Origin of the sequence: Streptomyces sp., from assembly GCF_036524955.1 — a bacterium.
Lineage (GTDB): Bacteria > Actinomycetota > Actinomycetes > Streptomycetales > Streptomycetaceae > Actinacidiphila.
Genome location: NZ_DATDBG010000120.1, coordinates 1 through 25,887 on the forward strand (window position 1 = coordinate 1; position 25,887 = coordinate 25,887).

General features: G+C 72.8%; 20 protein-coding genes and 2 pseudogenes. 6 read left to right on the forward strand and 16 right to left on the reverse strand.

Annotation, left to right across the window (positions count from 1 at the left end; translation table 11 throughout):
- On the reverse strand, nucleotides 1-845 hold an 845-nt coding region (locus VIW71_RS10275), incomplete at its 3' end, for an alpha-ketoacid dehydrogenase subunit beta (RefSeq protein ID WP_331621778.1).
- Nucleotide 846: 1 nt separating this feature from the next.
- Nucleotides 847-2,007: a pyruvate dehydrogenase (acetyl-transferring) E1 component subunit alpha gene (gene pdhA, locus VIW71_RS10280; protein WP_331621779.1), complete on the reverse strand. Its 1,161-nt coding sequence runs from the start codon at nucleotides 2,005-2,007 to the stop codon at nucleotides 847-849.
- 415 nt (nucleotides 2,008-2,422) lie between these two features.
- On the opposite strand from pdhA (VIW71_RS10280), the gene VIW71_RS10285 reads away from it, so the two are divergent.
- Nucleotides 2,423-2,638 carry a hypothetical protein gene (locus tag VIW71_RS10285; protein ID WP_331621780.1) on the forward strand — a complete coding sequence of 72 codons (216 nt, stop codon included), beginning with the start codon at nucleotides 2,423-2,425 and terminating at the stop codon, nucleotides 2,636-2,638.
- Nucleotides 2,639-2,678: 40 nt separating this feature from the next.
- Here the strand turns inward: VIW71_RS10285 and VIW71_RS10290 are convergent, their stop codons facing one another.
- The gene (locus VIW71_RS10290) at nucleotides 2,679-4,229 is read right to left on the reverse strand and encodes a protein kinase domain-containing protein (protein WP_331621781.1); all 1,551 of its coding nucleotides are present in this window, start codon (nucleotides 4,227-4,229) and stop codon (nucleotides 2,679-2,681) included.
- Nucleotides 4,230-4,498: 269 nt separating this feature from the next.
- Here VIW71_RS10290 and VIW71_RS10295 point away from each other — a divergent pair, with 269 nt between their 5' ends.
- A complete protein-coding gene (locus tag VIW71_RS10295) occupies nucleotides 4,499-6,208 on the forward strand; it encodes a protein kinase domain-containing protein (RefSeq protein WP_331621782.1) in 1,710 nt (569 codons plus the stop codon).
- 86 nt (nucleotides 6,209-6,294) lie between these two features.
- Here VIW71_RS10295 and VIW71_RS10300 read toward each other — a convergent pair whose 3' ends face one another.
- Both VIW71_RS10300 and VIW71_RS10305 read right to left on the reverse strand, forming a co-directional pair.
- Nucleotides 6,295-6,852 (reverse strand): bacterial proteasome activator family protein, encoded by a 558-nt coding sequence (locus VIW71_RS10300; protein WP_331621783.1) that lies wholly within the window; start codon nucleotides 6,850-6,852, stop codon nucleotides 6,295-6,297.
- A 210-nt stretch (nucleotides 6,853-7,062) separates the two neighbouring features.
- On the reverse strand, nucleotides 7,063-7,398 hold the full coding sequence (locus VIW71_RS10305; RefSeq protein ID WP_331621784.1) for a hypothetical protein: 336 nt from the start codon (nucleotides 7,396-7,398) through the stop codon (nucleotides 7,063-7,065).
- A 1,628-nt stretch (nucleotides 7,399-9,026) separates the two neighbouring features.
- Between VIW71_RS10305 and VIW71_RS10310 the strand changes: the two genes are divergently transcribed.
- The gene (locus VIW71_RS10310) at nucleotides 9,027-10,811 is read left to right on the forward strand and encodes an N-acetylglutaminylglutamine amidotransferase (protein ID WP_331621785.1); all 1,785 of its coding nucleotides are present in this window, start codon (nucleotides 9,027-9,029) and stop codon (nucleotides 10,809-10,811) included.
- 40 nt (nucleotides 10,812-10,851) lie between these two features.
- Nucleotides 10,852-13,167, forward strand: a complete 2,316-nt coding sequence (locus VIW71_RS10315; protein WP_331621786.1) for a prolyl oligopeptidase family serine peptidase — start codon at nucleotides 10,852-10,854, stop codon at nucleotides 13,165-13,167.
- A 124-nt stretch (nucleotides 13,168-13,291) separates the two neighbouring features.
- Here VIW71_RS10315 and VIW71_RS10320 read toward each other — a convergent pair whose 3' ends face one another.
- The 7 genes and pseudogenes from VIW71_RS10320 to pdhA (VIW71_RS10350) form a co-directional block, all read right to left on the reverse strand.
- Entirely contained in the window at nucleotides 13,292-14,257 is a 966-nt protein-coding gene (locus tag VIW71_RS10320; RefSeq protein WP_331621787.1) for an NAD(P)H-quinone oxidoreductase, read from the reverse strand.
- Nucleotides 14,258-14,319: 62 nt separating this feature from the next.
- On the reverse strand, nucleotides 14,320-14,526 hold the full coding sequence (locus VIW71_RS10325; protein WP_331621788.1) for a hypothetical protein: 207 nt from the start codon (nucleotides 14,524-14,526) through the stop codon (nucleotides 14,320-14,322).
- 199 nt (nucleotides 14,527-14,725) lie between these two features.
- Complete coding sequence (locus VIW71_RS10330) at nucleotides 14,726-16,156, reverse strand: molybdopterin molybdotransferase MoeA (protein ID WP_331621789.1); 1,431 nt, start codon at nucleotides 16,154-16,156, stop codon at nucleotides 14,726-14,728.
- Nucleotides 16,153-17,186 (reverse strand): annotated as a pseudogene (locus VIW71_RS10335) (DUF6457 domain-containing protein). Before VIW71_RS10335 ends, VIW71_RS10330 begins: the two are co-directional and overlap by 4 nt.
- Before the next feature lie 71 nt (nucleotides 17,187-17,257).
- Entirely contained in the window at nucleotides 17,258-18,880 is a 1,623-nt protein-coding gene (locus VIW71_RS10340; RefSeq protein ID WP_331621790.1) for a dihydrolipoamide acetyltransferase family protein, read from the reverse strand.
- Nucleotides 18,880-19,911 carry an alpha-ketoacid dehydrogenase subunit beta gene (locus VIW71_RS10345; protein ID WP_331621791.1) on the reverse strand — a complete coding sequence of 344 codons (1,032 nt, stop codon included), beginning with the start codon at nucleotides 19,909-19,911 and terminating at the stop codon, nucleotides 18,880-18,882. The genes VIW71_RS10340 and VIW71_RS10345 overlap by 1 nt, the downstream gene beginning before the upstream one ends.
- Nucleotides 19,908-21,008, reverse strand: coding sequence for a pyruvate dehydrogenase (acetyl-transferring) E1 component subunit alpha (gene pdhA / locus VIW71_RS10350; RefSeq protein ID WP_331621792.1), 1,101 nt, complete (start codon nucleotides 21,006-21,008; stop codon nucleotides 19,908-19,910). The genes VIW71_RS10345 and pdhA (VIW71_RS10350) overlap by 4 nt, the downstream gene beginning before the upstream one ends.
- A gap of 183 nt (nucleotides 21,009-21,191) precedes the next feature.
- Between pdhA (VIW71_RS10350) and VIW71_RS10355 the strand changes: the two genes are divergently transcribed.
- Entirely contained in the window at nucleotides 21,192-21,674 is a 483-nt protein-coding gene (locus VIW71_RS10355) for an Lrp/AsnC family transcriptional regulator (protein WP_331621793.1), read from the forward strand.
- Between the two features lie 63 nt (nucleotides 21,675-21,737).
- Here VIW71_RS10355 and VIW71_RS10360 read toward each other — a convergent pair whose 3' ends face one another.
- From VIW71_RS10360 to VIW71_RS10365, 3 genes and pseudogenes are all read right to left on the reverse strand, one after another.
- On the reverse strand, nucleotides 21,738-22,325 hold the full coding sequence (locus tag VIW71_RS10360) for a TetR/AcrR family transcriptional regulator (protein WP_331621794.1): 588 nt from the start codon (nucleotides 22,323-22,325) through the stop codon (nucleotides 21,738-21,740).
- Nucleotides 22,322-22,498 (reverse strand): 3-hydroxyacyl-CoA dehydrogenase family protein, encoded by a 177-nt coding sequence (locus VIW71_RS26535; protein ID WP_414720718.1) that lies wholly within the window; start codon nucleotides 22,496-22,498, stop codon nucleotides 22,322-22,324. The genes VIW71_RS10360 and VIW71_RS26535 overlap by 4 nt, the downstream gene beginning before the upstream one ends.
- Nucleotides 22,499-22,518: 20 nt before the next feature.
- A pseudogene (locus VIW71_RS10365) lies at nucleotides 22,519-23,049 on the reverse strand (3-hydroxyacyl-CoA dehydrogenase NAD-binding domain-containing protein); the annotation flags it as partial.
- Nucleotides 23,050-23,199: 150 nt separating this feature from the next.
- Here VIW71_RS10365 and paaN point away from each other — a divergent pair.
- The gene (gene paaN / locus VIW71_RS10370; RefSeq protein ID WP_331621795.1) at nucleotides 23,200-24,876 is read left to right on the forward strand and encodes a phenylacetic acid degradation protein PaaN; all 1,677 of its coding nucleotides are present in this window, start codon (nucleotides 23,200-23,202) and stop codon (nucleotides 24,874-24,876) included.
- A gap of 166 nt (nucleotides 24,877-25,042) precedes the next feature.
- Here the strand turns inward: paaN and VIW71_RS10375 are convergent, their stop codons facing one another.
- A complete protein-coding gene (locus VIW71_RS10375; protein ID WP_331621796.1) occupies nucleotides 25,043-25,870 on the reverse strand; it encodes a TrmH family RNA methyltransferase in 828 nt (275 codons plus the stop codon).
- Between the last annotated feature and the right edge of the window lie 17 nt (nucleotides 25,871-25,887).

The following is a 25,887-nucleotide window of genomic DNA, read 5'->3' on the forward strand; positions in this document are numbered from 1 at the left end:
AAGCAGCGCTCGGTGATCGTCGCGGCGATCTCGGCGCCGAGGCCCGCCGTCTGCGGCGCCTCGTGCACGACGACCAGCCGGCCGGTGCGGCGCACCGAGGTCTCGATCGTGGGGAAGTCGATCGGAGAGAGCGAGCGCAGGTCGATGACCTCGATCGAGATTCCCTCCTCGGCGGCCGCGGTTGCAGCATCCAGCGCAGTCGGCACGAGCGAGCCGAAGGTGACGAGCGTCACCTGATCTCCCGCGCGCGCAACCCGCGCGGCGCCCATCGGCAGGTCGACGGCGTCTTCGTCGACCTCACCTTTGACGTGGTAGCGCCGCTTCGGCTCGAAGAAGATCACCGGGTCGTCGCACTCGATGGCCTGCTGGAGCATCCAGTACGCGTCCGAGGGGTTGGACGGCGAGACCACCTTCAAGCCGCCGATGTGCGCGAACAGCGCCTCGGGACTCTCGCTGTGGTGCTCCACCGCGCCGATGCCGCCGCCGTACGGGATGCGCACCACGACCGGGAGCTTGATCTTGCCGAGCGCGCGGGCGTGCATCTTGGCCAGCTGCGTGACGATCTGGTCGTACGCGGGGAAGACGAAGCCGTCGAACTGGATCTCCACCACCGGCCGGTAGCCGCGCAGTGCCAGGCCGATCGCGGTCCCGACGATGCCGGACTCGGCGAGCGGGGTGTCGATGACCCGGCTCTCCCCGAAGTCCTTCTGCAGTCCGTCGGTGATCCGGAAGACGCCGCCGAGCTTGCCGACGTCCTCGCCCATGATGAGGACCTTGGGGTCGTTGTCCAGCGCCTTGCGGAGCGACTCGTTGAGGGCCTTGGCCATCGCCATCTTCTGGTTCATGTCAGCGCCCCTCACCGGGAACGGCCGCACCGGCGGCCGGCGTGTCCTCGAAGGAAGCCAGGTAGCGGGCGAACTGCGCGCGCTCCTCGTCGACGAGCGGGTGTCCGTCCGCGTACACGTTTTCGAAGATCGCCATGGTGTCGGGGTTCGGCATGGTCCGCACGCCCTCGCGTACACGCTTGGCGAGCGCGCCGCTCTCCCGCTCGACCTCGGCGTAGAACGCGTCGTCGGCCAGGCCCTGCTTGTCCAGGTAACTCCTCAGACGCTGGATGGGGTCCTTGGCCGCCCACTCCTCGCGCTCCTCGTCCGCGCGGTAGCGGGTCGGGTCGTCGGTCGTGGTGTGCGCGCCCATCCGGTACGTGAACGCCTCGACCAGCGTCGGGCCCTGGCCACTGCGCGCGTGGTCCAGGGCCGCCCGGGTGACGGCGAGCACCGCCAGCACGTCGTTGCCGTCCACCCGGACGCCCGGGAAGCCGTAACCCGCCGCGCGCTGGTAGAGCGGGACGCGTGACTGCCGCTCGGTGGGCTCGGAGATCGCCCACTGGTTGTTCTGGCAGAAGAAGACCACCGGCGCGTTGTAGACCGCCGCGAAGGTGAAGGCCTCGGCCACGTCGCCCTGGCTGGACGCGCCGTCGCCGAAGTACGCGAGGACCGCTGTGTCGGCGCCGTCCTTGGCCACGCCCATCGCGTAACCGGTGGCATGCAGCGTCTGCGAGCCGATGACGATCGTGTAGAGGTGGAAGTTGTTCTCGTTGGGGTCCCAGCCGCCGTGGTTGACCCCGCGGAACATGCCCAGCAGGTTCAGCGGGTCCACGCCCCTGGTCCAGGCGACGCCGTGCTCGCGATACGTCGGGAACACGTAGTCGTCCGAACGGGTGGCCCGGCCGGAACCGATCTGGGCGGCCTCCTGGCCGAGCAGCGAGGCCCACAGGCCCAGCTCCCCCTGCCGCTGCAGGGTGATCGCCTCCGCGTCGAAGCACCGGGTCAGCACCATGTCGCGGTACAGACCACGCAGCTCTTCCGGCGTCAGGTCGATGGAGTACTCGCTGTGCTCGACGCGCTCGCCCTCGGGGGTCAGCAACTGTACGAGCTCGGGCCCGCCCCCTCGGCGCTTCGCGCCGCCGCGGGTTGTCCTCCGCGCGGCAGTGCTCTTCACGCTCACGTTCGCTCCTCCGTCTGTCCGGCCCCCGGGATCCGCCGGGCGACCAGTGCGGCTCTCACCTGGTCCGACGCAGCGCACGGGGTGTGTGCGGCATGGTCGAGCCGGGCGTGACATTGCCCGGCGAATGACCTGCAACGCAGACGTTACCCATAACAGGAGACTTTCGCGTACGCGCAGCGCACAGTTTCTGACCTGCGGTTTTGCTTGGATTTCCTAGTAAGTTCGCGTGGGCCCAGGCCATCGCCGGCACATTCGCACCGTATCCCGGATGGGGAAAGCGCGTAAGGAGGTGAGATCACACGAGATTGCGGAAGGCCACAAGAGGCCACGGGAGGTCGCGGGAGATTACGGGGGGAAGGGCGACGGTTGAGGCGGCGCCCCGGTCCGCGGCGGAGAACGATCTACGCTGTGCCACATGGCGGGCACGGCGAAGGAGCCGTCGGGGCTGACCGCCCTGCTGCTCCGCTACCAGGACGCGGGTCCCCCGCTGACCTGCGAACCCGTACCCCACGGCCTGCTCAACCGGGGCCGGCTGATCACCACCGCCCTCGGCCGTTTCTTCCTCAAGCAGCACGTCGCCCGGGACACCGCCGACCCCGGGCTCATCGGACTGGGGGCCTTTACGGAGTAGGGACGTCGCGCGGTTACTGGGACGCAGGGGCGCAGGGCCGTTACGCGCGCCCGCCTCCGGTGCTGTCGCCGGGGGGCGCCTGGGTTGTCACGGCCGGCGTCGACGGCGGGGTGACCGGCGGCGGGGTCGTGGTGGCCGACGGAGGCGTGGTGGTGGGTGGCGCGGTCGTGGGGGGCGGTGTGGTGGGGGGCGTGGTCGGCGGCGCGGTGGTGGTGGCCGTCGGGGGAGCGGTCGTCGTGGGGGACTCGCTCGGCGGCGTGCTCGCGGTGTCCGTCGGGCTCGTGCTGACCTCGCCGGTTCCCGTCGGCTCCTCGCTGGGCGTCGGCGACGGCTCTCCGGTGTCCTGGGAGACGCTCGACGGCGGCGTGGTGTCGGCCGGGGTCTCACCGCCACCGGAGCCGCGGGTGGCCAGGACCACGCCGAGGACGACGGCGAGCACGGCGGCGACCGCGAACAGGACCGGCTTGAGCCAGCGGTTGCCGCCGTTGCCGCTGCCCGGGGTGCCGTACCCCTGCCCGTACCCCTGCGCGCCGTCGTCGTCCCCGGTGCCGGAGACGCCCGCGAGCAGCGGCGTGGTCAGTTCCGCGGTGCTGCTGGGGCCCGTCCGGATGGTGCGGGTCGGCGCCGTGCCCGCGACCGACGCGATCGCGCCGGTGCTCCAGACCCCGCCGGTCCAGCCGCCGTACTGCGTGAGCGCCTGATGGGCGTAAGTGATGACGCCGCGCATCTCCTCGGCGGTCTGGAACCGGTCGTCCGGCTGCTTGGCCAGCGCGCGCAGCACCAGCCCGTCCAGCTCCGGGGGCACCCGGTCGTTCGCCTCGGACGGGACCCGCGGCTCGTCCTGGACGTGCTGGTAGACCACGGACAGCGGGGTCTCGCCGACGAAGGGCGGACGCAGCGCGAGCAGTTCGTAGAGCATGCAGCCGGTCGCGTACAGGTCGCTGCGGTGGTCGACGCCCTTGCCGAGCGCCTGCTCGGGCGACAGGTACTGCGGGGTGCCCATCACCATGCCGGTCTGCGTCATCGTGCTGGCCGCGCCGTGCAGGGCCCGCGCGATACCGAAGTCCATGACCTTGACCGCGCCCGTCATGGTGATGATCACATTGGCGGGCTTGATGTCGCGGTGCACGATGCCGTGCTGGTGGCTGTAGGCGAGGGCGTCCAGCACGCCGGAGACGATCAGCAGCGCCTGGTCCACGGGCGGCGGTGTCGGGCCGGACAGCAGGTCCCGGATGGTGCGGCCCTCGACCAGTTCCATGACCATGTACGGGGCGGTGCCGGTCGGCGTACGGTCCTCGCCGGAGTCGTACACCGCGACGACCGCGTGATGGTTCAGCCCCGCCACGGCCTGCGCCTCGCGGGTGAACCTGGCCTTGGAGACCGGGTCCTCCGCCAGGTCGGTGCGCAGCAACTTCACGGCGACGGTCCGCCCGAGCCGTACGTCCTCGGCGGCGAACACCTCGGCCATGCCGCCCCGGCCGAGCCGGCCGGTCAGCCGGTAGCGGCCGTCACCCACCAGGGAACCCACGCCCCAGTGGCCGGAAGCCTCCGACGCTCCGGTGCCGGCGGCCGTCTCGTTGGGGTCGACCATCAGTCCTCGCCGTCGCTCGTCCGTTGCCGCATACGTATGAAGGGTGCCCTGGTGCGGCCACGGTACCGCTTTTCGCGGTGGGGGAAGGTCTGGTCAAAGGTCCGGGTCGGAGCGGTCGTGGGGGCGGTCCCGGGCTTTGTGCGCGGACGATGCGCATCAGGTGACGAGATGGTCAACGAACTTGACGTGCTCCCGCGATCGGCCAGACTTGGCGGGCAAGCTTGCGGACGAGTCTGTCCCGGTTGATTTCCCAGGGGGTAGCGGTACTGATGAGCGGGGACGCCACGCAGGGCGGGTACACGGGGCGCTCGGTCGGCGGCGGGCGGTACGTACTGCGCGACCTGCTGGGGCAGGGCGGCATGGCGTCGGTGCACCTGGCACATGACACCGTGCTGGACCGGCCGGTCGCCGTCAAGACCCTCCACACCAACCTGGGCAACGAGCAGTCGTTCCGCGAGCGCTTCCGCCGCGAGGCACAGTCCGTCGCCAAGCTCAACCACACCAACATCGTCTCGGTCTTCGACTCCGGCGAGGACATGATGGACGGCCAGCTGGTGCCGTACATCGTCATGGAGTACGTCGAGGGCAAGCCGCTCGGCGACGTCCTCGCGGCGGACATCGCGCAGCACGGCGCGATGCCGGCCGGCAAGGCTCTGAAGATCACCGGGGATGTGCTGGCCGCCCTCGCCGTCAGCCACGAGATGGGCCTGGTGCACCGGGACATCAAGCCCGGCAATGTGATGATCACCAAGCGCGGTGTGGTGAAGGTCATGGACTTCGGCATCGCACGGGCCATGCAGTCCGGCGTCACCTCGATGACGCAGACCGGCATGGTGGTCGGCACCCCGCAGTACCTCTCCCCCGAGCAGGCCCTGGGGCGCGGCGTGGACGAGCGGTCCGACCTGTACTCGGTCGGCTGCATGCTCTTCGAGCTTCTCACCGGCCGGCTGCCGTTCGACGCGGACTCGCCGCTGGCCATGGCCTACCAGCACGTCCAGGAGATCCCGCCGGCGCCCTCCGCCTACAACCAGGCGCTGAGCCCGGCGGTGGACGCGCTGGTCGCCCGGGCGCTGCGGAAGAACCCCGCCGAGCGGTTCCCGACCGCGGACACGATGCACGACGAGACCGACCGGGTACTGGCCGCCACCGCGCACAACGCGATGCCGCTGCTCTCGGGGGCGGTCGGCACCACGAGCCGCGGCGAGGGCGTCGCGGCCTCGGTCTTCCCCTCCGCGCAGGGCCACGTGCACACCCCCGCGGCGCACATCCGGACCCCGTACGCGCCGACCCCGCAACACGGCTACGGTCCCTCGACCCCGCCGCCCTCCGCCTACGGCTACCCGCAGCAGGCACCGCGGACCCCGCCTCCCACTCCGGCGTACAGCCTGGCCCCGCAGCACTCCCCGATGCGGTCCCCGGGACAGGCGCCGCAGCAGCGGCCCGGTCCGGGGGGCGGGCACGGTCCGGGCGGCGGGCGGGGCGGGCGGTCCGGCACCACGGCCACCGTCGTCGCGATCGTCGCGGTCGCGGCCGTCGCCGTCGTCGTGGTGGTCGCCGTCGCCCTGGCCAAGGGCGGCTCCGACACCACGGCGGGCGGCTCCGGCGACCCGACGACCCCGGCCACCTCGGTCACCGCGGCCAGCCCCACCCCGACCAGCACGACGGGCGCGAACGACGTCGTCCAGGGCGACCAGAGCCGCACCGTCGACCCGGACAAGTGCACCCAGGCCCACAACGACCTGATCAACCCGGACGACGCCGACGTCGTCACCATGCCCGACTTCACGTCGATCCACGTGGACTCCGCGGTCGCCTGCATGGAGGCCGCTGGCTGGCAGTACACGATCAAGCACGTGAACGAGCAGCAGTGGGGCAACGGCGCCGTGACCTCCCAGTCCCCCCAGTACCTGGACGACTACAACCCCAAGACCGGCGGCAAGGTCACCCTCTGGGTCTCCACCGGCAAGGGCGCGAACTGACCCCGGGGGCCCAGCCGGCCAAAGGCCAGAGCCACGGATGACCGGCCGGCCCGACGCTCGGACACGCGCGGGCCGGCCGACCGCTGCTACAGGTACGGCCCGGAGCGGCCCTGCTGACCCGGCTGCTCGTCGTCGTGGCCGGCCATTCCCGGAGGAAGGGCGCGGCGCATCTGTTCGAGCTGGGCGCGGGCCGCCATCTGCTGGGCGAACAACGCGGTCTGGATGCCGTGGAAGAGCCCTTCGAGCCAGCCCACGAGCTGGGCCTGGGCGATCCGCAGCTCGGCCTCGCTCGGCACGTTGTCGTCGGTGAACGGCAGGGACAGCCGATCCAGCTCCTCCACCAGCTCGGGCGCGAGCCCGGCCTCCAGCTCCTTCACCGAGCTGGCGTGGATCTCCTTCAGCCGCACCCGGCTCGCCTCGTCAAGAGGTGCCGCCCGCACTTCTTCCAGGAGCTGCTTGATCATGCTGCCGATACGCATGACTTTCGCGGGCTGCTCGACCATCTCCGTTACGGGAATCTCCCGCGACTCCTCGCCCTCACCCGTGGGCGAGCCACCGCCCAGCGCCATGCCGTCCGGCCCGACGACCAGGACCTGCGGGTTCTGCGAGCTCTCCGGCGACCGTTCGTTCATCGGCATCTCCATGGGGCCATTGTCCCGCACCCCCGGCAGCCCGAACGCGCGGCCGGGGGGGTGTGCGACGCCCGCTACGCCTCGGCCCGGCGGGTGAGTTGCCCCGCGATCGTCCGGGAGGGCCGCGCAGACGTCCGTCCCGCGCGGTGCCCTGCCCCGGGGTGCTCGATCGCCGGCTCGTTGCGCGGCGGGTTCGCGCGGGTCCACCGCCACCCGGCGCCGTCACGAACGCCGCAGCCGCAGCCCCAGAAATCCCAGCCCGAGCCCCACCAGCACCATCCCCGCACCCAACGGCAGCACCCGCATCGCCCCGCGCGCCCCGTCGTCCGAATCCGGCTGGTCCCCCGGCTGCCCCTGCGCCGCCGGGCCCGCGGGTGCGGGACTCGGACTCGCTCCGGACGGCGGGACGAGGGCCGGGGCCCGCGACGGCACCCGGCCGTCGCGCCCGTACCGGTGGTCGTACTGGTCTACGGAGGGGTGCGCGTCGCTCGGCCGTACGGCAGGGGGCTTTTGCTCCCCGACCAGCGGGGGGACGTACGGCCCGGTGGTGGTCGTCATCGGGCGCAGCGGGTTGGCCGACGCGGTGTGCTCGGGCGTCCGAGAGGGGCGCGGTGAGGGCGCGGGGGTGTGCGGGGCCGCCGTGGAAGGCGGCGGGGCGTTCGTCGCGCGCGGCGCCGGCGTGAGGCCGGACGTGGGCACCGGCAGGAGCCGGCGTACCGGGGCCGGCGCGGGGGCGGCGGATTCCGTGGCGGGGAAAGCCGGATCGGCGGTCGCGCCACGCAGCGCGGCGGGGTCGCCGGTCACGGGAGGCGGCGGCGCGCCGGACTCGGGCGGCGGCGGATGCGCGGCCCAACCGGGACCCGCCGGTACCAGCAGCGCGCCCACGAGCAGCAGGGGAACCCCTGCGCGGAGCGTCGTACGTATCGCATCCCGACTCCCCGCTGGCCACCGCACGCGCTCAGCCCTTCCGCCGCACCTTGTGTGATTTCAGAGTCACATGAGCTGATATTTCCGGCACCCGGAGGTCGGTTGCCGAGGCGGGGGCCCGTCGAGCAGCGAGGTCGGTTGTCAGCGGCGGCCACTACGTCGGACCGCGCGACAACGAACGGGGGAGCACGAAGGGTGACCGGCACACAGAGCCGCGCGATGCCGGGGGCTCCTACGGCGACGGCCGGGACGCCGCCGCTCGCCCCGGTCGTCCGCCCGATCCCGCCGGAGTCGTGCCCCGCGACGCGAAACCTCCGACCGCGGCCCGCGTTCGACCGGGCCGGGCGGCGAGTGACGGGCTCCCGCTCGGTCTCGGTCCGGCACCGCACCCCGCGGCGTACCGCCCAGCCTCCGGACGACCGCCGCTCCCCTGCCGTCGCGCACCGGATGGAGGGCACCCCGGCCCAGGTGGCGCATTGGCCCGGCGGGTCCTGCCGCTGGAAAAGGATCTTGCCGACGCGTCCAAGGATTTGTGCGCGGATGACGATCCGGAGAAGCTAGGAGGAGGGGTGTCGTGGCCGGAGAGGATCAGCGATGCCGAAGTCAGCGGGCCCACAGGGCCGGGGTGCGGTGAAGCACCGTCGCGGCGACCACGTCCCGGGCAGACGGACCACCCCGAAGGTGATGCTCCCGGTGCCCCCCACCCCCGAACCCCGAACCCCCGGACGGCCCAACCATCTCACCGGCAGCGTCCGGAGCCGCAGGGAAGCGATCGTCCCGGCCGACTCCCGCGGCAGGCGCCTCCGTGCGGTACCACAGGGCCGGCAGCGGTGGGCGAGGTGGGCGACCCCGTACACAAGGCTGAGACCCCCTTCGGCGGCAACCCGGGCATCGGCGGACCACCCGTGCGGAGCGACCGCGCGGCGTACGACGGCGCAGCGCCCTCGATCCCGTCGAGCCGTTCGGACAGGCACCACCGCCGCCCAGCCCCGCGCGCACCGCACGAGCGCGAATGCCTCCTGCCGCGCGCGGGCCGACCGGAACGCGTCACGCGCTCACGGCCGCCAGGACCGAGCCACCCGGCCCGGTCCTGGCGGCCGAGCCACCCGGCTCGCGGCGCCTGCGCCGAATGCCCCCCGGGGCCATCGAGACAGGACGACGACCATGCACCGAAGGACATTCTCCTGCGGCTGCGATCCGACAGCGGCAACGGTCTTCCCCCATGGCCTGGACCGCCGGAGCGACGGAGGTCAGGCGGCATGTGCGGACTGAGCGGGGAGATCCGCCTCGACGGCGGGCGGCCGGACGTGGCCGCGGTGGAGCGGATGACCGACCGACTGGCGCCTCGTGGACCTGATGGCCGGGGACTGTGGTCGCAGGGCGCCGTGGCGCTCGGCCACCGTCGTCTGAAGATCATCGACTTGTCGGAACACGCCGCCCAGCCGATGACCGACCCCGAGAGCCGGCTCACCGGAGTCTTCAACGGATGCATCTACAACTACCGCGAGCTGCGGAAGGATCTGGAGAGCCAGGGCCACCGCTTCTTCTCCACCTCCGACACGGAGGTGGTGCTCAAGGCGTACCGGCAGTGGGGTACGGCCTGTGTCGACCGTCTGCTCGGCATGTTCGCCTTCGCCGTGGCCGAGTCGGAAACCGGCCGGGTCGTGATCGCCCGTGACAGGCTCGGGATCAAGCCCGTCTATCTGACGGAGCGGCCCGACCGGTTGCGTTTTGCCTCCTCACTGCCCGCCCTGCTCGCGGGCGGTGGCGTGGACACCTCCCTCGACCCGGCCGCACTGCACCAGTACATGACCCTGCACGCCACGGTGGCGGCACCCCGCACCGTCCTCACCGGAGTGCGCAAACTTCCCCCGGCCACCGTGCGGGTCGTCGAGCCCGACGGCAGTCAGCACGACCACTGCTACTGGCAGCCGTCCTACAGCCGTCGGCCCGAGCACGCGGGCATGGACGCCGACGACTGGGGCGAGGCGGTGCTCGACTCGCTGCGCACCGCGGTCCGCCGCCACATCGTGGCCGACGTCCCGCTGGGTGTGCTGCTCTCCGGTGGCCTGGACTCCAGCCTGATCGTGTCGTTGCTCGCCGAAGCCGGCCAGGACGACCAGGCCACCTTCAGCGTGGGCTTCGAGACGGAGAGCGGTGAGCAGGGCGACGAGTTCACGTACTCGGACCTGGTGGCGCGGGAGTTCGCCACGGACCACCACCGGATCATGGTCCCCTCGGACCTGCTGCAGACCGCTCTGGACGGAGCGGTGGCGGCCATGAGCGAACCGATGGTCAGCCATGACGTGGTCGCCTTCCACCTGCTGTCGGAGCAGGTCTCCAAGCACGTCAGCGTCGTGCAGAGCGGGCAGGGTGCCGACGAGATCTTCGCCGGGTACCGCTGGCATCCGGCGCTGGCGGCCGTACCGCGCGAGCGGGAGCCCGAGACGTACACGCAGGTGTTCTTCGACCGGTCGCACGCCGAACTGAGCCGGATACTCACGCCGGACCTGCTGGCGGACCACGACGTCTCCGGCGATCTGGTCCGCACCCACATGGCGGTCGAGGGCGCCGAGACCGCGCTGGACGCGGCCCTGCGACTGGACACGCACGTCCTGATGGTCGACGACCCGGTCAAGCGGGTCGACAACATGACCATGGACTGGGGCCTGGAGGCGCGCGTGCCGTTCCTGGACCACGAGCTGGTCGAGCTGGCGGCTGCCTGTCCACCGCAGTTCAAACTCGCCCACGGCGGCAAGGGCGTACTCAAGGACGCCGCCCGGAAACTGCTGCCGCGCGAGGTGGTCGACCGGCCCAAGGGCTACTTCCCCGTGCCGGCGATCCGCCGTATGGCCCCACCGGTGCTCGACCGGATCCAGCAGGTCCTGTCCGCTCCCGAGGCCCGTTCCCGGGGTGTCTTCCGGGACTCGTACGTCGCCGAACTGCTGGCCGCACCGGACGCCCACCGTACGAGGCGCGGGGCGAACGCCCTGTGGCAGGTGGCTCTGCTGGAGATGTGGCTTCAGGCCCACGGGATCAGCTGAGGGAGGGGCAGACCGTGGTGGATGAGCAGGCACCGACCCCATGAGCGCGTCCTCGCCACCGCCGCCGCAGGAGCCACGGGCGAATCAGGAGCCGGGCGGCCTTACGGTAGCGCGCACGGCCCCCCTGGCGGCCGTCCTCCCCGACGCCCGCGGGGCGCCGGCCGCCCACAGCCCCGTGACCGCTCACGGCTGCTGGTACCCGTCGGCGGACCCCACCGGCGGGCAGGTGGCTTTCATCTGCAACCGCGGCGGCGTTCCCCAGCTGTGGACGGGTTCGGCCCACGGCGGCGAGGTGCGTCTCCTGGACGCCGGGCCCGATCCCGTGATCGAGGTCTCCTGGTCCCCGAACGGCCTCTGGATCGCCTACACCACCGCGCCCGGCGGCGGCGAACACACCCGCGTCCTCTGCGTCCGGCCGGACGGCAGCGACCGCCGGGTGCTGGCCGGCGCTCTGGAGGGCAGCAGCGCCCACCTCGGCCGCTGGACCCGCGACGGTTCGGCCCTGGCCGTCACCGCCGCCGCCCCTCCCCCCGGCTTCTTCGCGGCAGGGCACGGTGCTGTCGACCATCAGCCCGGGGAACGGGCTTCCCACCGCCCGGAGTACCGCCCCGAGCCTCCCCCCGAGCCGCACCACGAACCGTCCGCGACCGAGTGGACCAGCAGCGACGGCCGCCCCGTACTGCTCGGCCGCGCGCACCACGGGGAGGTCGGGCCCGGGGCGCGGGAACCGGTGGACGGCAGCCCGGCTCCCGGCGGCCCGCGGCCCGACGGCACGGCGCTCCGCCCGGCGTTCGCGCTCGCGCCCGAGCCGCACCTCGTGGGCGCGGGCCTGACCGCGTACCTGGCCGATCCAGCCGGTGTACGTCCCCCCGCACTGCTCGCCACCGAACCAGCGGGCGCCGCGCTGCGGGTGTGCGACACCACCCCGGACGGCCGGCTCGTCCTGCTGCGCCGCGGGCCGCGTGGCAGGCGTGAGGCCGTGGTGCTGCGGACCGACAGCCTTGAGACGGTGTGTTCGGTGCCGGTGGCCGACGGCGATCCGTGGATCGGCCGGTTCTCGCCCGACGGCCGGGAGCTGTATCTGCGCAGCGACGCCGACCGCCAGTTCGCGGCCCTCATGACCGCCGAACTCGAACCCGACGGCACATGTCGACATCTGCGGGTGACCGCGCAACGGGACGACGCCGACCTGGAGTTGCTGTGGGTGTCGGACGACGGCCGCACCGCCGTCCTCGCGTGGAACGTGCACGGCCGCACGGAGCTCGAAACCCTGACGCTGCCGCGGAACGGATCCGGTGGCGGCGCGGAGGCAGGCGGCGCGGAGGCAGGCGGTGACACGCCGGACAGCGGTGGCGCGGACGGCGAGGGCCCGGCAGCGGGAGCCTCCCCGCCCTGCCCCGTCCCCCTGCCGCACGAGGTGGTGACCCGGATCAGCCCGGCGGCCCCCGGGGGACTGTTCCTGGCCGTGTCCGGTTCCCGTCGCCGCCCCGGCATCTGGCTGACGGCTGAAGGCGCGGCACCCGTACGTACGATGTGGTCGTCGCGTGACGAGGACGCCGTCGCACCCGGCCGCCCACCCGTGCGGCCCGAGCGCCTGCGCCTGCGAGCCCGCGACAAGCTGCCGCTGGGCGGCTGGTACTACCGTGCCCCGGGCCGTGACCCCGGCCGCCAGGCCCCGTGCGTCATCCACCTCCACGGCGGGCCGGAGGAGCAGGAACGACCGGTGTTCAGTCCGCTTTACCACGAGCTGCTCGGCCGCGGCCTGAACATCTTCGCCCCCGACGTGCGCGGCTCACTGGGCGCAGGTCGCTCCTTCGTGAACGCCGACCTCGGAGCGGGGCGGTTCGCCGCGATCAACGATGTGGCCGACTGCGCGACGCACCTGATCACGACGGGTCTCGCCGACCCCCTGCGGCTGGCGGTGATGGGACGCTCGTACGGCGGCTACCTCACGCTGGCGTCCCTGGTCTGGCATCCGGAGCTGTTCCGTACCGGTGTCTCGGTGTGCGGCATGTCGGACCTGCAGACCTTCTTCGCCGGGACGGAGCCGTGGATCGCGCGGTCGGCGGTCGCCAAGTACGGCCATCCCGAGCGCGACCGGGACCTGCTGCGCGCGCTGTCACCCATGAGCCGCATCGACGCGCTTCGCGCACCGCTGCTGGCCGTCCACGGTGAGCATGACACCAACGTCCCGCTGAGCGAGTCCGAGCAGATGGTGCGGGCGGCCCGCAACCGCGGGATCCCGGCCGAACTGCTGGTACTGCCCAACGAGGGACATGCGTTTCTGCGCACGCACAACCGCGTCCTGTTCCGCCGTACCGCGGCGGACTGGATGGAACGCCACCTCGCCGTCTGAAAGCACCGGGGAGGCGGTGCGGGGCGGTGTCATCACGGGACGGTGTCGCGGGGCGGTGTCATCACGGGACGGTGTCGCGGGACGGCGGCACGGGACGCTGCCTCCACTAAGCGGGCGACAGCGCTCACACCCGCAGCAGGATCTTCCCGATGTGCTCGCTGCTCTCCATCAGCCGGTGGGCGTCGGCCGCCTCCGTAAGCGGAAGGACACGGTCCACCACCGGGCGTACGACACCGGCCTCGATCAGCGGCCACACGTGGTCGCGCACCGCGGCCACGATGCCCGCTTTCTCCTCCGCGGGCCGGGTCCGCAGCGTCGTCGCGGCGACGGTCGCACGTTTGGCGATCAGCTTGCCGAGGTTCAGTTCCGCCTTCACCCCGCCCTGCAGTCCGATCACGACGAGCCGGCCGTTGACCGCCAGCGCGTCCACGTTCCGGGCCAGGTACTTCGCGCCGACCACGTCCAGGATGACGTCCGCACCGCGCGGACCGAGCTCCGCGACGAAGTCCCGCTCGCGGTAGTTGATCGCCACATCGGCACCGAGTTCCAGGCAGGCGGACAGCTTCCTGGCGCTGCCCGCCGTGGTCACGACCTTGGCGCCGACCGCCCTGCCGAGCTGAATCGCCATCGTCCCGATCCCGCTCGAACCGCCGTGCACCAGCAGCGTCTCACCGGGACGCACGTGCGCGAGCTGGAACACGTTCGACCAGACCGTGGCCGTCACCTCGGGCAGCGCCGCCGCCGTGACCAGGTCGATTCCCTTGGGGACGGGCAGGAGTTGGCCGACCGGGACCGCCACCCGCCGGGCGTAGCCGCCACCCGCCAGCAGCGCGCACACCTCGTCGCCGACGGACCAGCCCGTCACGCCCGGGCCCACTTCGGCGATCCGCCCCGAGCATTCCAGCCCTGGATACCGGGAGGTGCCGGGCGGCGGGTCGTAGAAGCCCTGCCGCTGGAGCAGATCGGCCCTGTTCACGGCGGTGGCCACTACCTCGATGACGACCTCTCCGTCCCCCGCCACCGGGTCCGGCACCTCGGCCCAGGTCAGCGTCTCCGGGCCGCCCGGCTGCGGAATCGTGATCGCGTACATGCAGGCGAGGCTACTCCGGCACGCGCCGCGTCCACCGCGCCGGCAACAGGGCCGGGTGACGGTCAGCCCTCCGGAGGCTGGTACGGCTGGAGGTCGCTGACCCGCGAACCGTCGTCGGGATCGCCGATCCGCGCCTCCGTGCGCCGGCCGCGCTCCAGGTAGTCGCGGACGATCAGTTCCACCGCGTCCTGCGGGTTCTTCGTGCCGGTCAGGAGCATGACCTCGATCGCGAGATGCGCGTCGAGGCTGACGGTGACCCGGGCGGCCATGGCGACTCCTTCACAGCGTCCTGGACGGCGGTACGACGCGGCAACGCCGAACTCCGGCTCCCATCATCCCGGCGAGGCGCTCCGGCCGGGGCGGCCCGGCGGTCGATCACGGTCGGCGCGCGGGAGGGCGAGGAGGAGGGCGGGCACGACCGGCCGCCGGGTCAGGCTGCGGTCCTGCAGGATGCGGCAGACCCGCTGCTCACCAGGTCGGGCCGAGCACCCCCGTGTCCAGGACCGCGGTCTCGTCCCCGGCGCGGGCACCGCCTGGCGGGATCACCGCCATGCCGTCGGCGGCGGCCAGGCCACGGAGCATCGCGGGACCGGCGAAGTGCAGCGGTCGGGCGGCGGACTCGTCGTCGAAGACCACCGGGACCAGGCGGGTGTCGACGGGATGGCCGGTCACGTCCGCGGTGAGCGCCGCGGCGTACGGTGCCGGCACCGGACGACCGGCGAGCGTACGCAGCAGGGGAGCGGCCAGCGTCAGCACCCCGGACACCGCGGCCAGCGGGTTCCCCGGCAGCCCGATCAGATGCCCCTTTCCCGACGGCAGTTCGGCCAGCAGCATCGGATGCCCCGGTCGTACGGCCACGCCGTCGATCAACAGTTCCGCGCCGATCGCCGCCAGCACGGGGTGGACATGGTCGACCGGACCGCCCGCCGTACCGCCCGTGGTGACCACCAGCTCCGCGGGGCTGGCGGTGACCGCCTCCCTCAACAGGTCGGCGTCGTCGACCAGGCGCCGCACGGCCAGCACCTCGGCGCCGAGCGCGTGCAGCCAGGAGGGCAGCATCGGGCCGAGCGCGTCCCGCACACGGCCGTCCCGCGGCAGCCCGCGGTCCAGCAACTCGTCGCCGAGCACCAGCACCTCGACCCGCGGGCGCGCGGTCACCGTGAGCTCGTCGTACCCGGCCGCCGCCGCCAGCCCCAGCACCCCCGGCGTCACCACGGTGCCCGCGGGCAGCAACTCCTCGCCGCTCCGGCACTCCCGGCCCCGAGGCCGCACGTCCTGACCCGGCGCCGGCGCCGCATGAGGCGCCCTCACCCGCAACCACTCCCCCTCCACCCCGCCGTGCTCGGTCCGCAGCACCGCGGTCGCCCCCGGCGGCATGACGGCGCCGGTCGCGATGCGCACCGCCTGCCCGTCGTTCAGCGGAGGCCTCCACCGCTGCCCCGCGAGCACCTGCCCGGTCAGCCGCCAGGGACCAGGACCCGCCACCGCCCATCCGTCCATCGCCGAGGAGTCGAACGACGGCAGGTCGGTGAGGGCCACCAACCCCCTCGTCAGCGCCATGCCCACCGCGCCCTCCCCCAAGGGCTCGACCCGCGCCCCGAGCCGCCGGCCCGCCTGCCGCGCGATCCGCCGCGCCTCGGGCCAGGGGGTGGCGGGGGTACTTCCGTGGGCATGCCGGGAATCGGGCATGTGCGAAAGCCGCGGGGTGGCGGTGGGGGCGGAGGGTGCACGGGGCGGCCCGGGGGGCCGGGGAGGCTCGTCCTCGCCGAGCCCGAGGGCGACAGACAGCGGGTCGGTGCGGGACGGGCCGGGCGCGCCCGGCGGGCGGCGCCGCTCGTTGGTCAGGGCGAGGGCGTCGTCGAGGGCGCGGTCGGCCGCGTCGCCGCCGGTGCCGGTCATCCTGCCGGGTCCGCTTCGCCGCCCTCGTCCCCGGCCCAGTGCGCGGCCAGGGCGGCGGCCGTGGCAGCCGCCTCCCGTACCGCGTCCGGACCGCCGCCCGCCCGCGCCGCCGCGTAGCCCACCAGGAAGGTGGTCAAGGGCGCGGCGGGCCGGGCGACGCCGTGCGCGGCGTCACGGGCCAGGTCGAGCAGAACGCCGGTGTCCACGTCGAGGTCGATGCCCAGTTCGGTCTTGACTGCTGCCATCCATTCGTCCAACACAAGCCCATGGTCCCCGATCCGTGCTCCGACGCCAGCCGGGCTCACCCCTCCCGAGCGGTACCCAGCCGGGCCCGCGCCACCGCGATGTCCTCCCATGTGTCGCAGTCGAACGACGCCTCCCCCGTGGGGTCGGCGATCCTCCTCAGGCCCAACTCCCCCGTCAGCAACCGCAGCGGCAACCCGGCCAGGCTCCCGTGCTCCGTGCTCAGCAGGGCGAGCTCGCGCCGCAGCGGTTCGATCCGGTACACCGCCGCCAGCGGCTGTTCCCGTCCGCCGGGGTCCGTGAGCATCACCCCTTCCCATTCCGTCCTCGTGCCGGTTTCCCGGTCCGCGCCGCTCTGCGTGACCGCGCGGTCGGCCGGGGCAAAGCCCGTGCCGTCATCCCGTGCGGTGGGTTGTGCGGTGAGCACGTCCACCAGTTCGTCCACCGCGTCCGCGGTCAGGAACGGGAGGTCCGCGGCGAGCACCAGCACCACCGCGGGCCGGTCCGGACCGCCGGGCCCCGAGCGATGGGCGTCGTCCAGGGCCGCCAGCCCGGCGGCGAGCGCGGGCAGCGGGCCGCCGCCCGCGGGGTCCTCCCGGGTCCAGCACACCGGCCGTACGGTCGGCCGGCGCGGTCCCACGACCACCGTGCTACCCGCGGCGGCGCACGCCGCCAGCACCCGGTCGAGCAGCACCCGCCCGCCCACCGACAGCGCGGGCTTGTCGGCGCCGCCGAGCCGCCTGGCCGCGCCACCGGCCAGCACCACGGCGTCGTAACCACTGGTCATGCCCGCGAGTATCCCTCTGCCGGTGGGTGAAGCGGTCGTTCGTGGGCGTTCCGTGGCGGCCACCGCCGGGATCAGACCGCGGACAGCAGCACCGCCGGGTTCTCCACGCAGTCGGCCACGAACCGCAGGAACCCCCCGGCCGTACCGCCGTCGCACACCCTGTGGTCGAAGGTGAACGACAGTTGCACCACCTGCCGCACCGCCAGCTCCCCTTCGTACACCCACGGCTTGGGGACGATCCGGCCGACCCCCAGCATCGCCGCCTCGGGATGGTTGAGGATCGGTGTGGAACCGTCCACCCCGAAGACCCCGTAGTTGTTCAGCGTGAACGTGCCCCCGGTCAACTCGGCCGGCGTCAGCGACCCGTCCCTGGCCGCCTCCGTCAGCCGGGCTGTCTCCGCGGCCAGCCCGGCGGTGGTCCTGGACTGCGCGTCCCGGACCACGGGCACCACCAGCCCGCGTTCGGTCTGCGCGGCGAAGCCGAGGTGCACGGCCGGCAGCCTGACGATCTCGCCCCGCTCGGTGTCCACCGTGGCGTTCAGCTCCGGGAAGCGGGCCAGCGCCGCCGTCGTGATCCGGGCGAGCAGCGCCAGGACCGATATCCGCTGCGCGCCGGATGCCTGCGCCGCGGCGTTCATCGCGACCCGTGCCGCGAGCAGTTCGGTGGCGTCCGCGTCCACCCAGCACGTGGCGTCCGGGATCTCCCGGCGGCTGCGGGAGAGCTTGTCCGCGGCGGCGCCGCGCACACCCCGCAGGGCAATCCGCTCGACGCCTTCCACGGCCGGGGCGGGGGCCGCGGCAGGGGCCGCGGCAGGGGCCGGGGCGGGCGCCGGGGCAGGGGCGGAGGCAGCCGGGGCCAGGGCGCCCGCTTCGGCCACCGCGTGCTCGACATCCGCCCGCAGGATCAGCCCGTCCGGGCCCGTACCGGTCAGGGCGCGCAGGTCCAGACCGTGCTCCCGTGCGATCCGGCGGACCAGCGGCGATATCACGGCGACCGGGCCTTGCTGTGCCGGTGCGGGGCGCTGGTGCGCGGGTCCGGTCGGGCCTTGGGCCTCGGGTCCGGTGGGACCTTGGGCCGCGGGTCCGGTCAGGCCTTGGGGGGTCAGCGCCGGGCCGCGGAGTGCGGGTCCGGTCAGACCTTGGCCCTCCTCCGGGGGAGCGGCCGCCCCAGGAGCCGCCTTCGGGGACACGGGCCGGGAATCCGCCGAGGAGGTCGCCACGCCGTCCACCGCCGCCGTCGCGGCGCTCGCGGCCCGTACCCGGTTGCGGCGCCGGGCCGCCGCCGAGCCCGTACCGTAGCCGACCAGGACGTTGCCCGAGCCACGGTCGCCCCCGCTTTCCCCGCTGTCCCCGCCGGCTGCGTCGTCCCTGCCGACCTCGCCGCTCCTGCCCCCGGAGCGGCGCCCCGGACCGCCGACCGGACCGCCGGCCCGGCCATGCGCTGAGCCCGAGCCGACCGCGACCGTCACCAGCGGGCGGCCGACCGTGAGGGTGTCGCCCTCCTCGCCGAAGCGGGCCGTGACCACTCCGCCGTAGGGGCAGGGGACTTCGACCACGGCCTTGGCGGTCTCCACCTCCACTACCGGCTGATCGACGGCGACCACCTCGCCGACCTCCACCAGCCAGCGGACGATCTCCGCCTCGGTGAGCCCTTCGCCCAGGTCGGGCAGGGTGAACTCCCTGACGGCGGCCATCACCCCTCCTCCCATTGCAAGCGCCCCACGGCGTCCAGGATGCGGTCGACACCGGGCAGGTGGTGCCGTTCCAGCATCGGCGGCGGGTAGGGGATGTCGAATCCGGCCACCCGCAGTACCGGTGCTTCCAAGTGGTGGAAGCACCGCTCCGTGATCCGGGCCGCTATCTCCGCGCCCGCGCCGGCGAATCCGGACGACTCGTGGACGACGACCGCGCGCCCGGTGCCGCGTACCACCGCCGCGACGGTCTCCTCGTCGAACGGCACGAGGCTGCGCAGATCCACCACGCCCAGGTCCCAGCCCTCCTCCTTCGCGGCCTCGGCCGCTTCCAGGCAGACCGGCAGCGAGGGGCCGTACGTGACGAGGGTGGCGGTGCGGCCGGGACGCCGCACAGCGGCCCGGCCGATCGGTGCGACCTCGTTCGGCGCCTGCGGTGACCAGTCGGCCTTGGACCAGTAGAGCCGCTTGGGTTCCAGGAAGATCACCGGGTCGTCGGAGGCGATGGCGGCCCGCAGCAGCCCGTAGGCGTCCTCGACGGTTGCGGGGGTGACCACGTGCAGCCCGGGGGTGTGCATGTAGTACGCCTCGGAGGAGTCGCTGTGGTGCTCCACTCCGCCGATGCCGCCGCCGTAGGGGATGCGGACGGTGATCGGCAGCGCCGTCGCGCCGCGGGTGCGGTTGCGCATCCGGGCCACGTGGCTGACCAGTTGTTCGAACGCGGGGTACGCGAAGGCGTCGAACTGCATCTCGACGACGGGCCGCAGCCCGTACATGGCCATGCCGACCGCCGTGCCGAGGATGCCCGCCTCGGCGAGCGGGGTGTCGGTGCAGCGGTCCTCGCCGAACTCCCTGGTGAGCCCGTCTGTGATCCGGAAGACGCCGCCGAGGGTGCCGACGTCCTCGCCCAGCACATGGACGGCGGGGTCGGTGGCGAGCGCGTCCCGCAGGGCCTGGTTGAGGGCCTGCGCCATCGTGGCGGGCTTGCGGGTGAGCGCGGGTGCCCGGTCGGTGGATGGCATGGCGGTGGTCATGACTGCCGCTCCGCTTCGAGCTCGGCCCGCAGCAGGGCCTGCTGTTCGCGCAGTTGGGGTGTCGGTTCGGCGTAGACGTACGCGAACAGCTCCATCGGGTCGAGCCGCGGGTCGTCGTGCATCCGTTCGCGCAGGGACGCGGCCATCGCCTCGGCCTCGTCCGCCACGGCCCGCCTGAGTGCGTCGTCGAGCAGGCCGCGGCCGGTCAGTTCGCGTTCCAGCAGGGCGATCGGGTCGTGGGCACGCCAGGCCGCGACCTCGCTGTCGTCGCGGTAGCGGGTGGCGTCGTCGGCGTTGGTGTGCGCGTCGATCCGGTAGGTGACCGCCTCGACGAGGGTCGGTCCGCCGCCTGCCCGCGCCCGGTCGACGGCCTCGGTCAGCGCTTCGTGCACGGCCGGCGCGTCGTTGCCGTCCACCAGCCGTCCCGGCATGCCGTACCCGACCGCCTTGTGGGCGAAGGTGGGCGCGGCGGTCTGTTTGGCGAGCGGAACGGAGATCGCGAAGCCGTTGTTCTGCACGAGGAAGACGACAGGTGCCTGCCAGACGGCCGCGAAGTTCAGCGCCTCATGGAAGTCGCCCTCGCTGGTGCCGCCGTCACCGACCATGGCGAGCGCGGCCACGTCGTCACCGCTGAGCCGGGCGGCGTGGGCGAGTCCGACGGCGTGCGGCAGCTGGGTGGCCAGCGGGGTGCTGAGCGGGGCCACCCGGTGGGCGCGCGGATCGTAGCCGGTGTGCCAGTCCCCGCGCAGCAGGGTGAGCGCCTCGACGGGGTCGACACCGCGGGCGACCACGGCCAGGGTGTCCCGGTAGCTGGGGAACAGCCAGTCCTGGGGACGCAGCGCGAGGGGGGCGGCGATCTGGCAGGCCTCCTGGCCGGTGCTGGACGGGTAGACGGCGAGGCGTCCCTGCTTGGTCAGCGCGGTGGCCTGCTGGTTGTACCGGCGGCCGCGCACCAGATGCCCGTACAGCGTCCTGAGCAGGGCGGCGTCGAGTCGGGCGGCGGCCGGGGTGCCGAGCAGCCGGTACGGCTCCCGGTCGGGCAGCAGCGGGGCGGCATCGGTGCGGGGGCGCCAGGCAGGGGTGTCCAGCACGGTCATCGCAAGCACCTCCTTGTGGTCGGTGACCGAGAGCGGTCGTAGGGCGCGAGCGGGTTCCGCTCTCCCAACCGATTGTTCGGTCGCCGGAGGCATTTTGGCTACAGGGTGGTTCCGCCTGTGGACAAACGGTTCTGCACAGCCTGAGATGGAGCCAGGACGTCCATGGTATGGAGCCGCCGGGGGATGGCGAGAGAACAGATGGCCGAACGAGAACCGCCGGTCCGACCTCTGGACGCGATCGACCGCACGATCCTGCGGCTGCTCCAGGAGGATGGAAGGGCCTCGGTGCGTTCGGTGGCCGAGCGCGTGCACGTGTCGCGCGCCAACGCGTACGCCCGGATCAACCGGCTGATCGAGGACGGAGTGATCAGAGGTTTCACCGCTCGCGTCGACCACGAGCGGGCCGGGCACGGCGCTTCGGCCTACATCACGCTCAAGATCGTCCAGAACTCCTGGTGGACCGTTCGTGAAAAACTCGTCACTCTTCCGGGTGTCGTCCATATTGCTCTGGTGAGCGGCGATTTCGACGTTTTATTACTGGTCCATACAGTGGACAACCGCAGCCTGCGCGAGCTGGTGCTGACCCGGTTGCAGGCCATCGAGGAGGTGCTCAGCAGCCGGACGCTCCTGGTCTTCGAGGAAACGGACATCGTGGTGGGGGAATGAGCCCCCCAGCCGGATTCGGCGAGGACGACGATCGGCCAGTGCGGAGCCGAGACGGGGCCCCGGCTACGTCCGCAGGCCGTCGAACGCCAGCCGCACCACCGCGTCCGCGACCTGTTCGCCGTCCACGGCGCCGCGCGCGTTCGGCCGGTACCACTCCACTATGGAATTGATCATCCCGAACAGCAGCCTCGTGGCCAGTCTGACGTCCACGTCCGCGCGCAGGTCACCTTCCGCCACAGCGGCCTTGAGCAGCCCGGACACCCGCTGGTCGAACTCCCTGCGGCGCTCCATGGCCCACCGCTCGGTCTTGGTGTTGCCGCGTACGCGCAGGAGCAGCGTGACGTAGGGAAGTTCCGCTATCAGCACCTCGGTCGTGCGCCGTGTGACGTACTCGAGCTGCTCGATCGCGCGCCCCTCGCGCGCGCCCGGCTCCTCCAGGACGCCGAAAAGGCCCTCAAGAGCGCGGCCCACCGCCCTGTGGAGCAGTTCTTCCTTGCCCCGCACATGGTGATAGATGGACGACTTGGAGATGCCGGCGGCGCGCGACAGATGCTCCATGGACGTGCCGTCGTATCCGCGCTCGTTGAAGACCTCGACGGCAACGGCGAGCAGCGAGTCAGGCGTATAGGTGTCGCGCTTCGGCATGGTCATGAGGAGACCACATTTCCCGCCGCGTTCGCACGCCGCCTCAGTTCCGGGGCGGGAGCGTAACGGCCACTCGGGTACCACGCATGCAGGGCATCGAGGAGGTCGCAGACATGGGAGACGGAAATCCGCTCACCCCACTCCAGCGGGCCCACCGGGTAGTTCACGCCGAGCCGCATCGCGGTGTCCACGTCGTGCGGGCCGCGGCGGTGTCGTGGGCGAGGGTGACGGCCGCCGGATCGCTGGCGGCGCCCGCGACGACCTCGGCCAGCGGCAGCAGCGGCGCCGGATTGAAGAAGTGCAGGCCGACGAGGCGGGCGGGCAGGCGCAGTCCGCCGGCCACCGCGGTGACGGACAGCGACGAGGGGTTGGTCGCCAGCAGGCAGTCATCACCGCAGACCGCCTCCGGTTGGGCGAAGAGCCGCTGCTTGGCTGCCAGGTCCTCCACGACGGCTTCCACGACGAGCCTGGCCTCGGCCAGCTCCTCGACGGCGTCGGCGGCGGCGAGTCGGGGGAGCGCCGTCCTGAGGCTCTCGGCGCTGAGCCGGCCCTTGGCTGCCGTGCGGTCGAGGCGGCCCGCGACGCCGTCCGCAGCCGACCGCGCCCGTCCCGGGACGGCGTCATGGAGCAGTGCGCGATGGCCGGCGAGCAGCGCGACCTGCGCGATTCCCTGACCCATGGTGCCGGCGCCGACGACGGCCACGGTGCTGCTGCGGTCAAGTGCGGTCACGCGCCACAACCCCCTGGTGGTTGATTCCCGGTCGGCCCGGATCCCGGAGTTGTCCACAGGCCGGACGGCATTGCCCTTGTACCGACCGAACATTCGGTTAATCTAGCGGTGTCCCAGCCACTCAGCCCAGCTCGACGAGGAGTTGGTCCCATGCCCGCCGATCTCTCCGCTGTCCCCTTGATCGAACGCCATCGCGGCACGCTCGACAAGGCGCTGGAAGCCGTCAGGACCCGTGCGTACTGGTCGCCCTATCCGGAACACCCGAAGGCGTACCCCGACTCCGAGGAGGGCCGTGCCGCCTTCGAGGCGCTGCTCGGCCGCCGTTTCGAGCTGGACCAGCCCGGCACCGTGGGCTGGACGGGCGGCGAGCGGTCGCCGTACGGCATAGAGCTGGGCGTGGACTACCCGCGCCCGGACCCGGACGTGCTGCTGCCGGCCATGCGCGCGGCGATGCCCGCCTGGCGGGACGCGGGACCGGAGGCGCGGGCGGTGGTGTGCCTGGAGATCCTGTCCCGGATCAACACGCGGACTCACGAGTTCGCGTACGCGGTGATGCACACCTCCGGCCAGGCGTTCACCATGGCCTTCCAGGCGGGCGGGCCGCACGCCCAGGACCGCGGCCTGGAAGCGGTGGCGTACGCGTACACCGAGCAGGTGCGCACCCCGGGGAACGCTGACTGGATCAAGCCCCAGGGCAAGCGCGACCCGCTCAGCCTCCGCAAGTCCTTCACCGCGGTGCCACGCGGCATCGGCCTGGTGATCGGCTGCAGCACCTTCCCGACGTGGAACGGCTACCCGGGCCTGTTCGCTTCGCTGGCCACCGGCAACGCGGTGCTCGTCAAGCCGCACCCGCGGACCGTGCTGCCGCTCGCGCTCACCGTGGCGGTGGCACGCGAGGTGCTGGCCGAGGCGGGATTCCCGCCGGACCTGGTGTGCCTGGCCGCCGAGCGGCCGGGCGAGGGCCTGGCCAAGACCCTGGCGGTACGGCCGGAGGTCCGCGTCATCGACTACACCGGATCCACGGCTTTCGGCGACTGGCTGGAGGCCAACGCCCGGCAGGCGGAGGTCTTCACCGAGAAGGCCGGCGTCAACACCGTGGTGATCGACTCCACCGACGACTACCGCGGCATGCTCTCCAACCTCGCCTTCTCCCTGTCCCTCTACAGCGGCCAGATGTGCACGACCCCGCAGAACCTGCTGATCCCTCGGGACGGCATCAGCACCGACACCGGCCTGCGGACGTACGACGAGGTGGTCGCCGACCTCGCCACCGCGATGGACGGGCTGCTCGGTGATGACACGCGAGCCAACGCGCTCCTGGGCGCCCTGGTGAATCCGGAGGTCGAGGCGCGGCTCGATGCCGCCCCCGGCCTGGGAGAGGTGGCTCTCGCCTCCCGCTCGGTGACGCACCCGGATTTCCCGCACGCGGTTGTCCGCACGCCGACCGTGGTGAGGCTGGACGGGGCCAAGCCCGACGCGGAAGCGGCGTTCATGTCCGAGTGCTTCGGTCCGGTCTCCTTCGCCGTGGCCGTCGACTCGACCACCGGCGCCCTTGAACTGCTGCGGCGCACCATCCGGGAACACGGCGCCATGACCGTCGGCGGATACACCACCTCGGCGGAAGTGGAACGGCTGCTTGAGGAAATCTGCTGGGAGGAGTGCGCGCAGCTCTCCTTGAATCTCACGGGCGGGGTGTACATCAACCAGACCGCGGCGTTCTCCGACTTCCACGGCTCGGGAGGCAATCCGGCGGCGAACGCGGCGCTGTGCGACGGGGCGTTCGTGGCGAACCGGTTCCGGATGGTGGAGGTGCGCAGGCCAGCCTGACAGCGAGGTCCGGGTCACTCGGGGAGGACCCGGAACTGCTTCCGGGCCAGGTCAGCGGGCTGATCGCGGGTCGCCCGGGACCGAATACGCGGGCCGGTCCCGGGGACAGGCTCCCGGACCCCCTCCGCTGGCCGGACGTCGGGGCAGCCCTCGGACCGGGCCCGGGTCAGAAGCGTCCCGGCACCAGGGGCGACCGGGAGGTGGCCGCCCAGTGGTAGAGAGTCATGCCGACGCTGGTGGCGAGGTTGTAGCTGGAGACCTGGGCCCGCATGGGCAGGGCCACCAGCTCGGCGGCCCGGTCGCGCAGTTCGCCGGAGACGCCGTGCCGTTCGGAGCCGAAGACGATCAGCGCGTCGTCGGGAAGCTCGGTGGCACGGATGTCCTTGCCCTCGGGGTCGAGGACATACAGCGGGCCCGGCGGCAGTCCAGTCGCGGTCGTGCGTTCCACCGCGGTCGCGTAGTGCAGCCCGGCGCCGGACCGTACGGCGTTGGGGTGCCAGGGGTCGAGATCGCCGGTGGTGATGACGCCGGTGACGCCGAACCCGGCAGCGAGCCGGATGACGGCGCCGACGTTGCCGAGGTTGCGCGGGTTGTCCAGGACGACGACGGGGGCCTGACGGGGCAGCCGTGCCAGTGCCGCCAGGTTCGCTTCCCGGTCGGACCTGGCGGCGAGCGCGGCCACTGCCGTGGGGTGGACCCGGGCCACCAGCTCACGCAGCGCCCCGACCGGGATCTCGGCGACTCGCGGCCCGAGGTCGGCCGTGAGATCGGTGGCCAGGTCGGCGGCGAGTCGCAGGGTGGCGTCCTTGTCGGCGGTGACCGCGACGTGAACGGCGGCGCCGAAGCGCAGGGCGTGCTTGAGGGCGTGGAAGCCGTCGAGAAGCACGGTGTCGGGGTCCGTCGCCACCGCCCGCCAGCGCCGGACCGCGGCGGCGGCCCCGGTGGCGGCCGGGTCGGCGGACACCTCTGGGCGGGTGGCCTCGTCCTCGGTCATGGCGTCAGCCTACGGTC

Bases quoted from the DNA above. Each gene is read 5' to 3' on its own strand.
- VIW71_RS10285 (WP_331621780.1), top strand. From the start codon at position 2,423: ATGGCGGGCACGGCGAAGGAGCCGTCGGGGCTGACCGCCCTGCTGCTC.
- VIW71_RS10290 (WP_331621781.1), bottom strand. From the start codon at position 4,229: ATGGTCGACCCCAACGAGACGGCCGCCGGCACCGGAGCGTCGGAGGCT.
- VIW71_RS10295 (WP_331621782.1), top strand. From the start codon at position 4,499: ATGAGCGGGGACGCCACGCAGGGCGGGTACACGGGGCGCTCGGTCGGC.
- VIW71_RS10300 (WP_331621783.1), bottom strand. From the start codon at position 6,852: ATGGAGATGCCGATGAACGAACGGTCGCCGGAGAGCTCGCAGAACCCG.
- VIW71_RS10305 (WP_331621784.1), bottom strand. From the start codon at position 7,398: ATGACGACCACCACCGGGCCGTACGTCCCCCCGCTGGTCGGGGAGCAA.
- VIW71_RS10310 (WP_331621785.1), top strand. From the start codon at position 9,027: ATGTGCGGACTGAGCGGGGAGATCCGCCTCGACGGCGGGCGGCCGGAC.
- VIW71_RS10315 (WP_331621786.1), top strand. From the start codon at position 10,852: ATGAGCGCGTCCTCGCCACCGCCGCCGCAGGAGCCACGGGCGAATCAG.
- VIW71_RS10320 (WP_331621787.1), bottom strand. From the start codon at position 14,257: ATGTACGCGATCACGATTCCGCAGCCGGGCGGCCCGGAGACGCTGACC.
- VIW71_RS10325 (WP_331621788.1), bottom strand. From the start codon at position 14,526: ATGGCCGCCCGGGTCACCGTCAGCCTCGACGCGCATCTCGCGATCGAG.
- VIW71_RS10330 (WP_331621789.1), bottom strand. From the start codon at position 16,156: ATGACCGGCACCGGCGGCGACGCGGCCGACCGCGCCCTCGACGACGCC.
- VIW71_RS10340 (WP_331621790.1), bottom strand. From the start codon at position 18,880: ATGGCCGCCGTCAGGGAGTTCACCCTGCCCGACCTGGGCGAAGGGCTC.
- VIW71_RS10345 (WP_331621791.1), bottom strand. From the start codon at position 19,911: ATGACCACCGCCATGCCATCCACCGACCGGGCACCCGCGCTCACCCGC.
- pdhA (WP_331621792.1), bottom strand. From the start codon at position 21,008: ATGACCGTGCTGGACACCCCTGCCTGGCGCCCCCGCACCGATGCCGCC.
- VIW71_RS10355 (WP_331621793.1), top strand. From the start codon at position 21,192: ATGGCGAGAGAACAGATGGCCGAACGAGAACCGCCGGTCCGACCTCTG.
- VIW71_RS10360 (WP_331621794.1), bottom strand. From the start codon at position 22,325: ATGACCATGCCGAAGCGCGACACCTATACGCCTGACTCGCTGCTCGCC.
- VIW71_RS26535 (WP_414720718.1), bottom strand. From the start codon at position 22,498: ATGCGGCTCGGCGTGAACTACCCGGTGGGCCCGCTGGAGTGGGGTGAG.
- paaN (WP_331621795.1), top strand. From the start codon at position 23,200: ATGCCCGCCGATCTCTCCGCTGTCCCCTTGATCGAACGCCATCGCGGC.
- VIW71_RS10375 (WP_331621796.1), bottom strand. From the start codon at position 25,870: ATGACCGAGGACGAGGCCACCCGCCCAGAGGTGTCCGCCGACCCGGCC.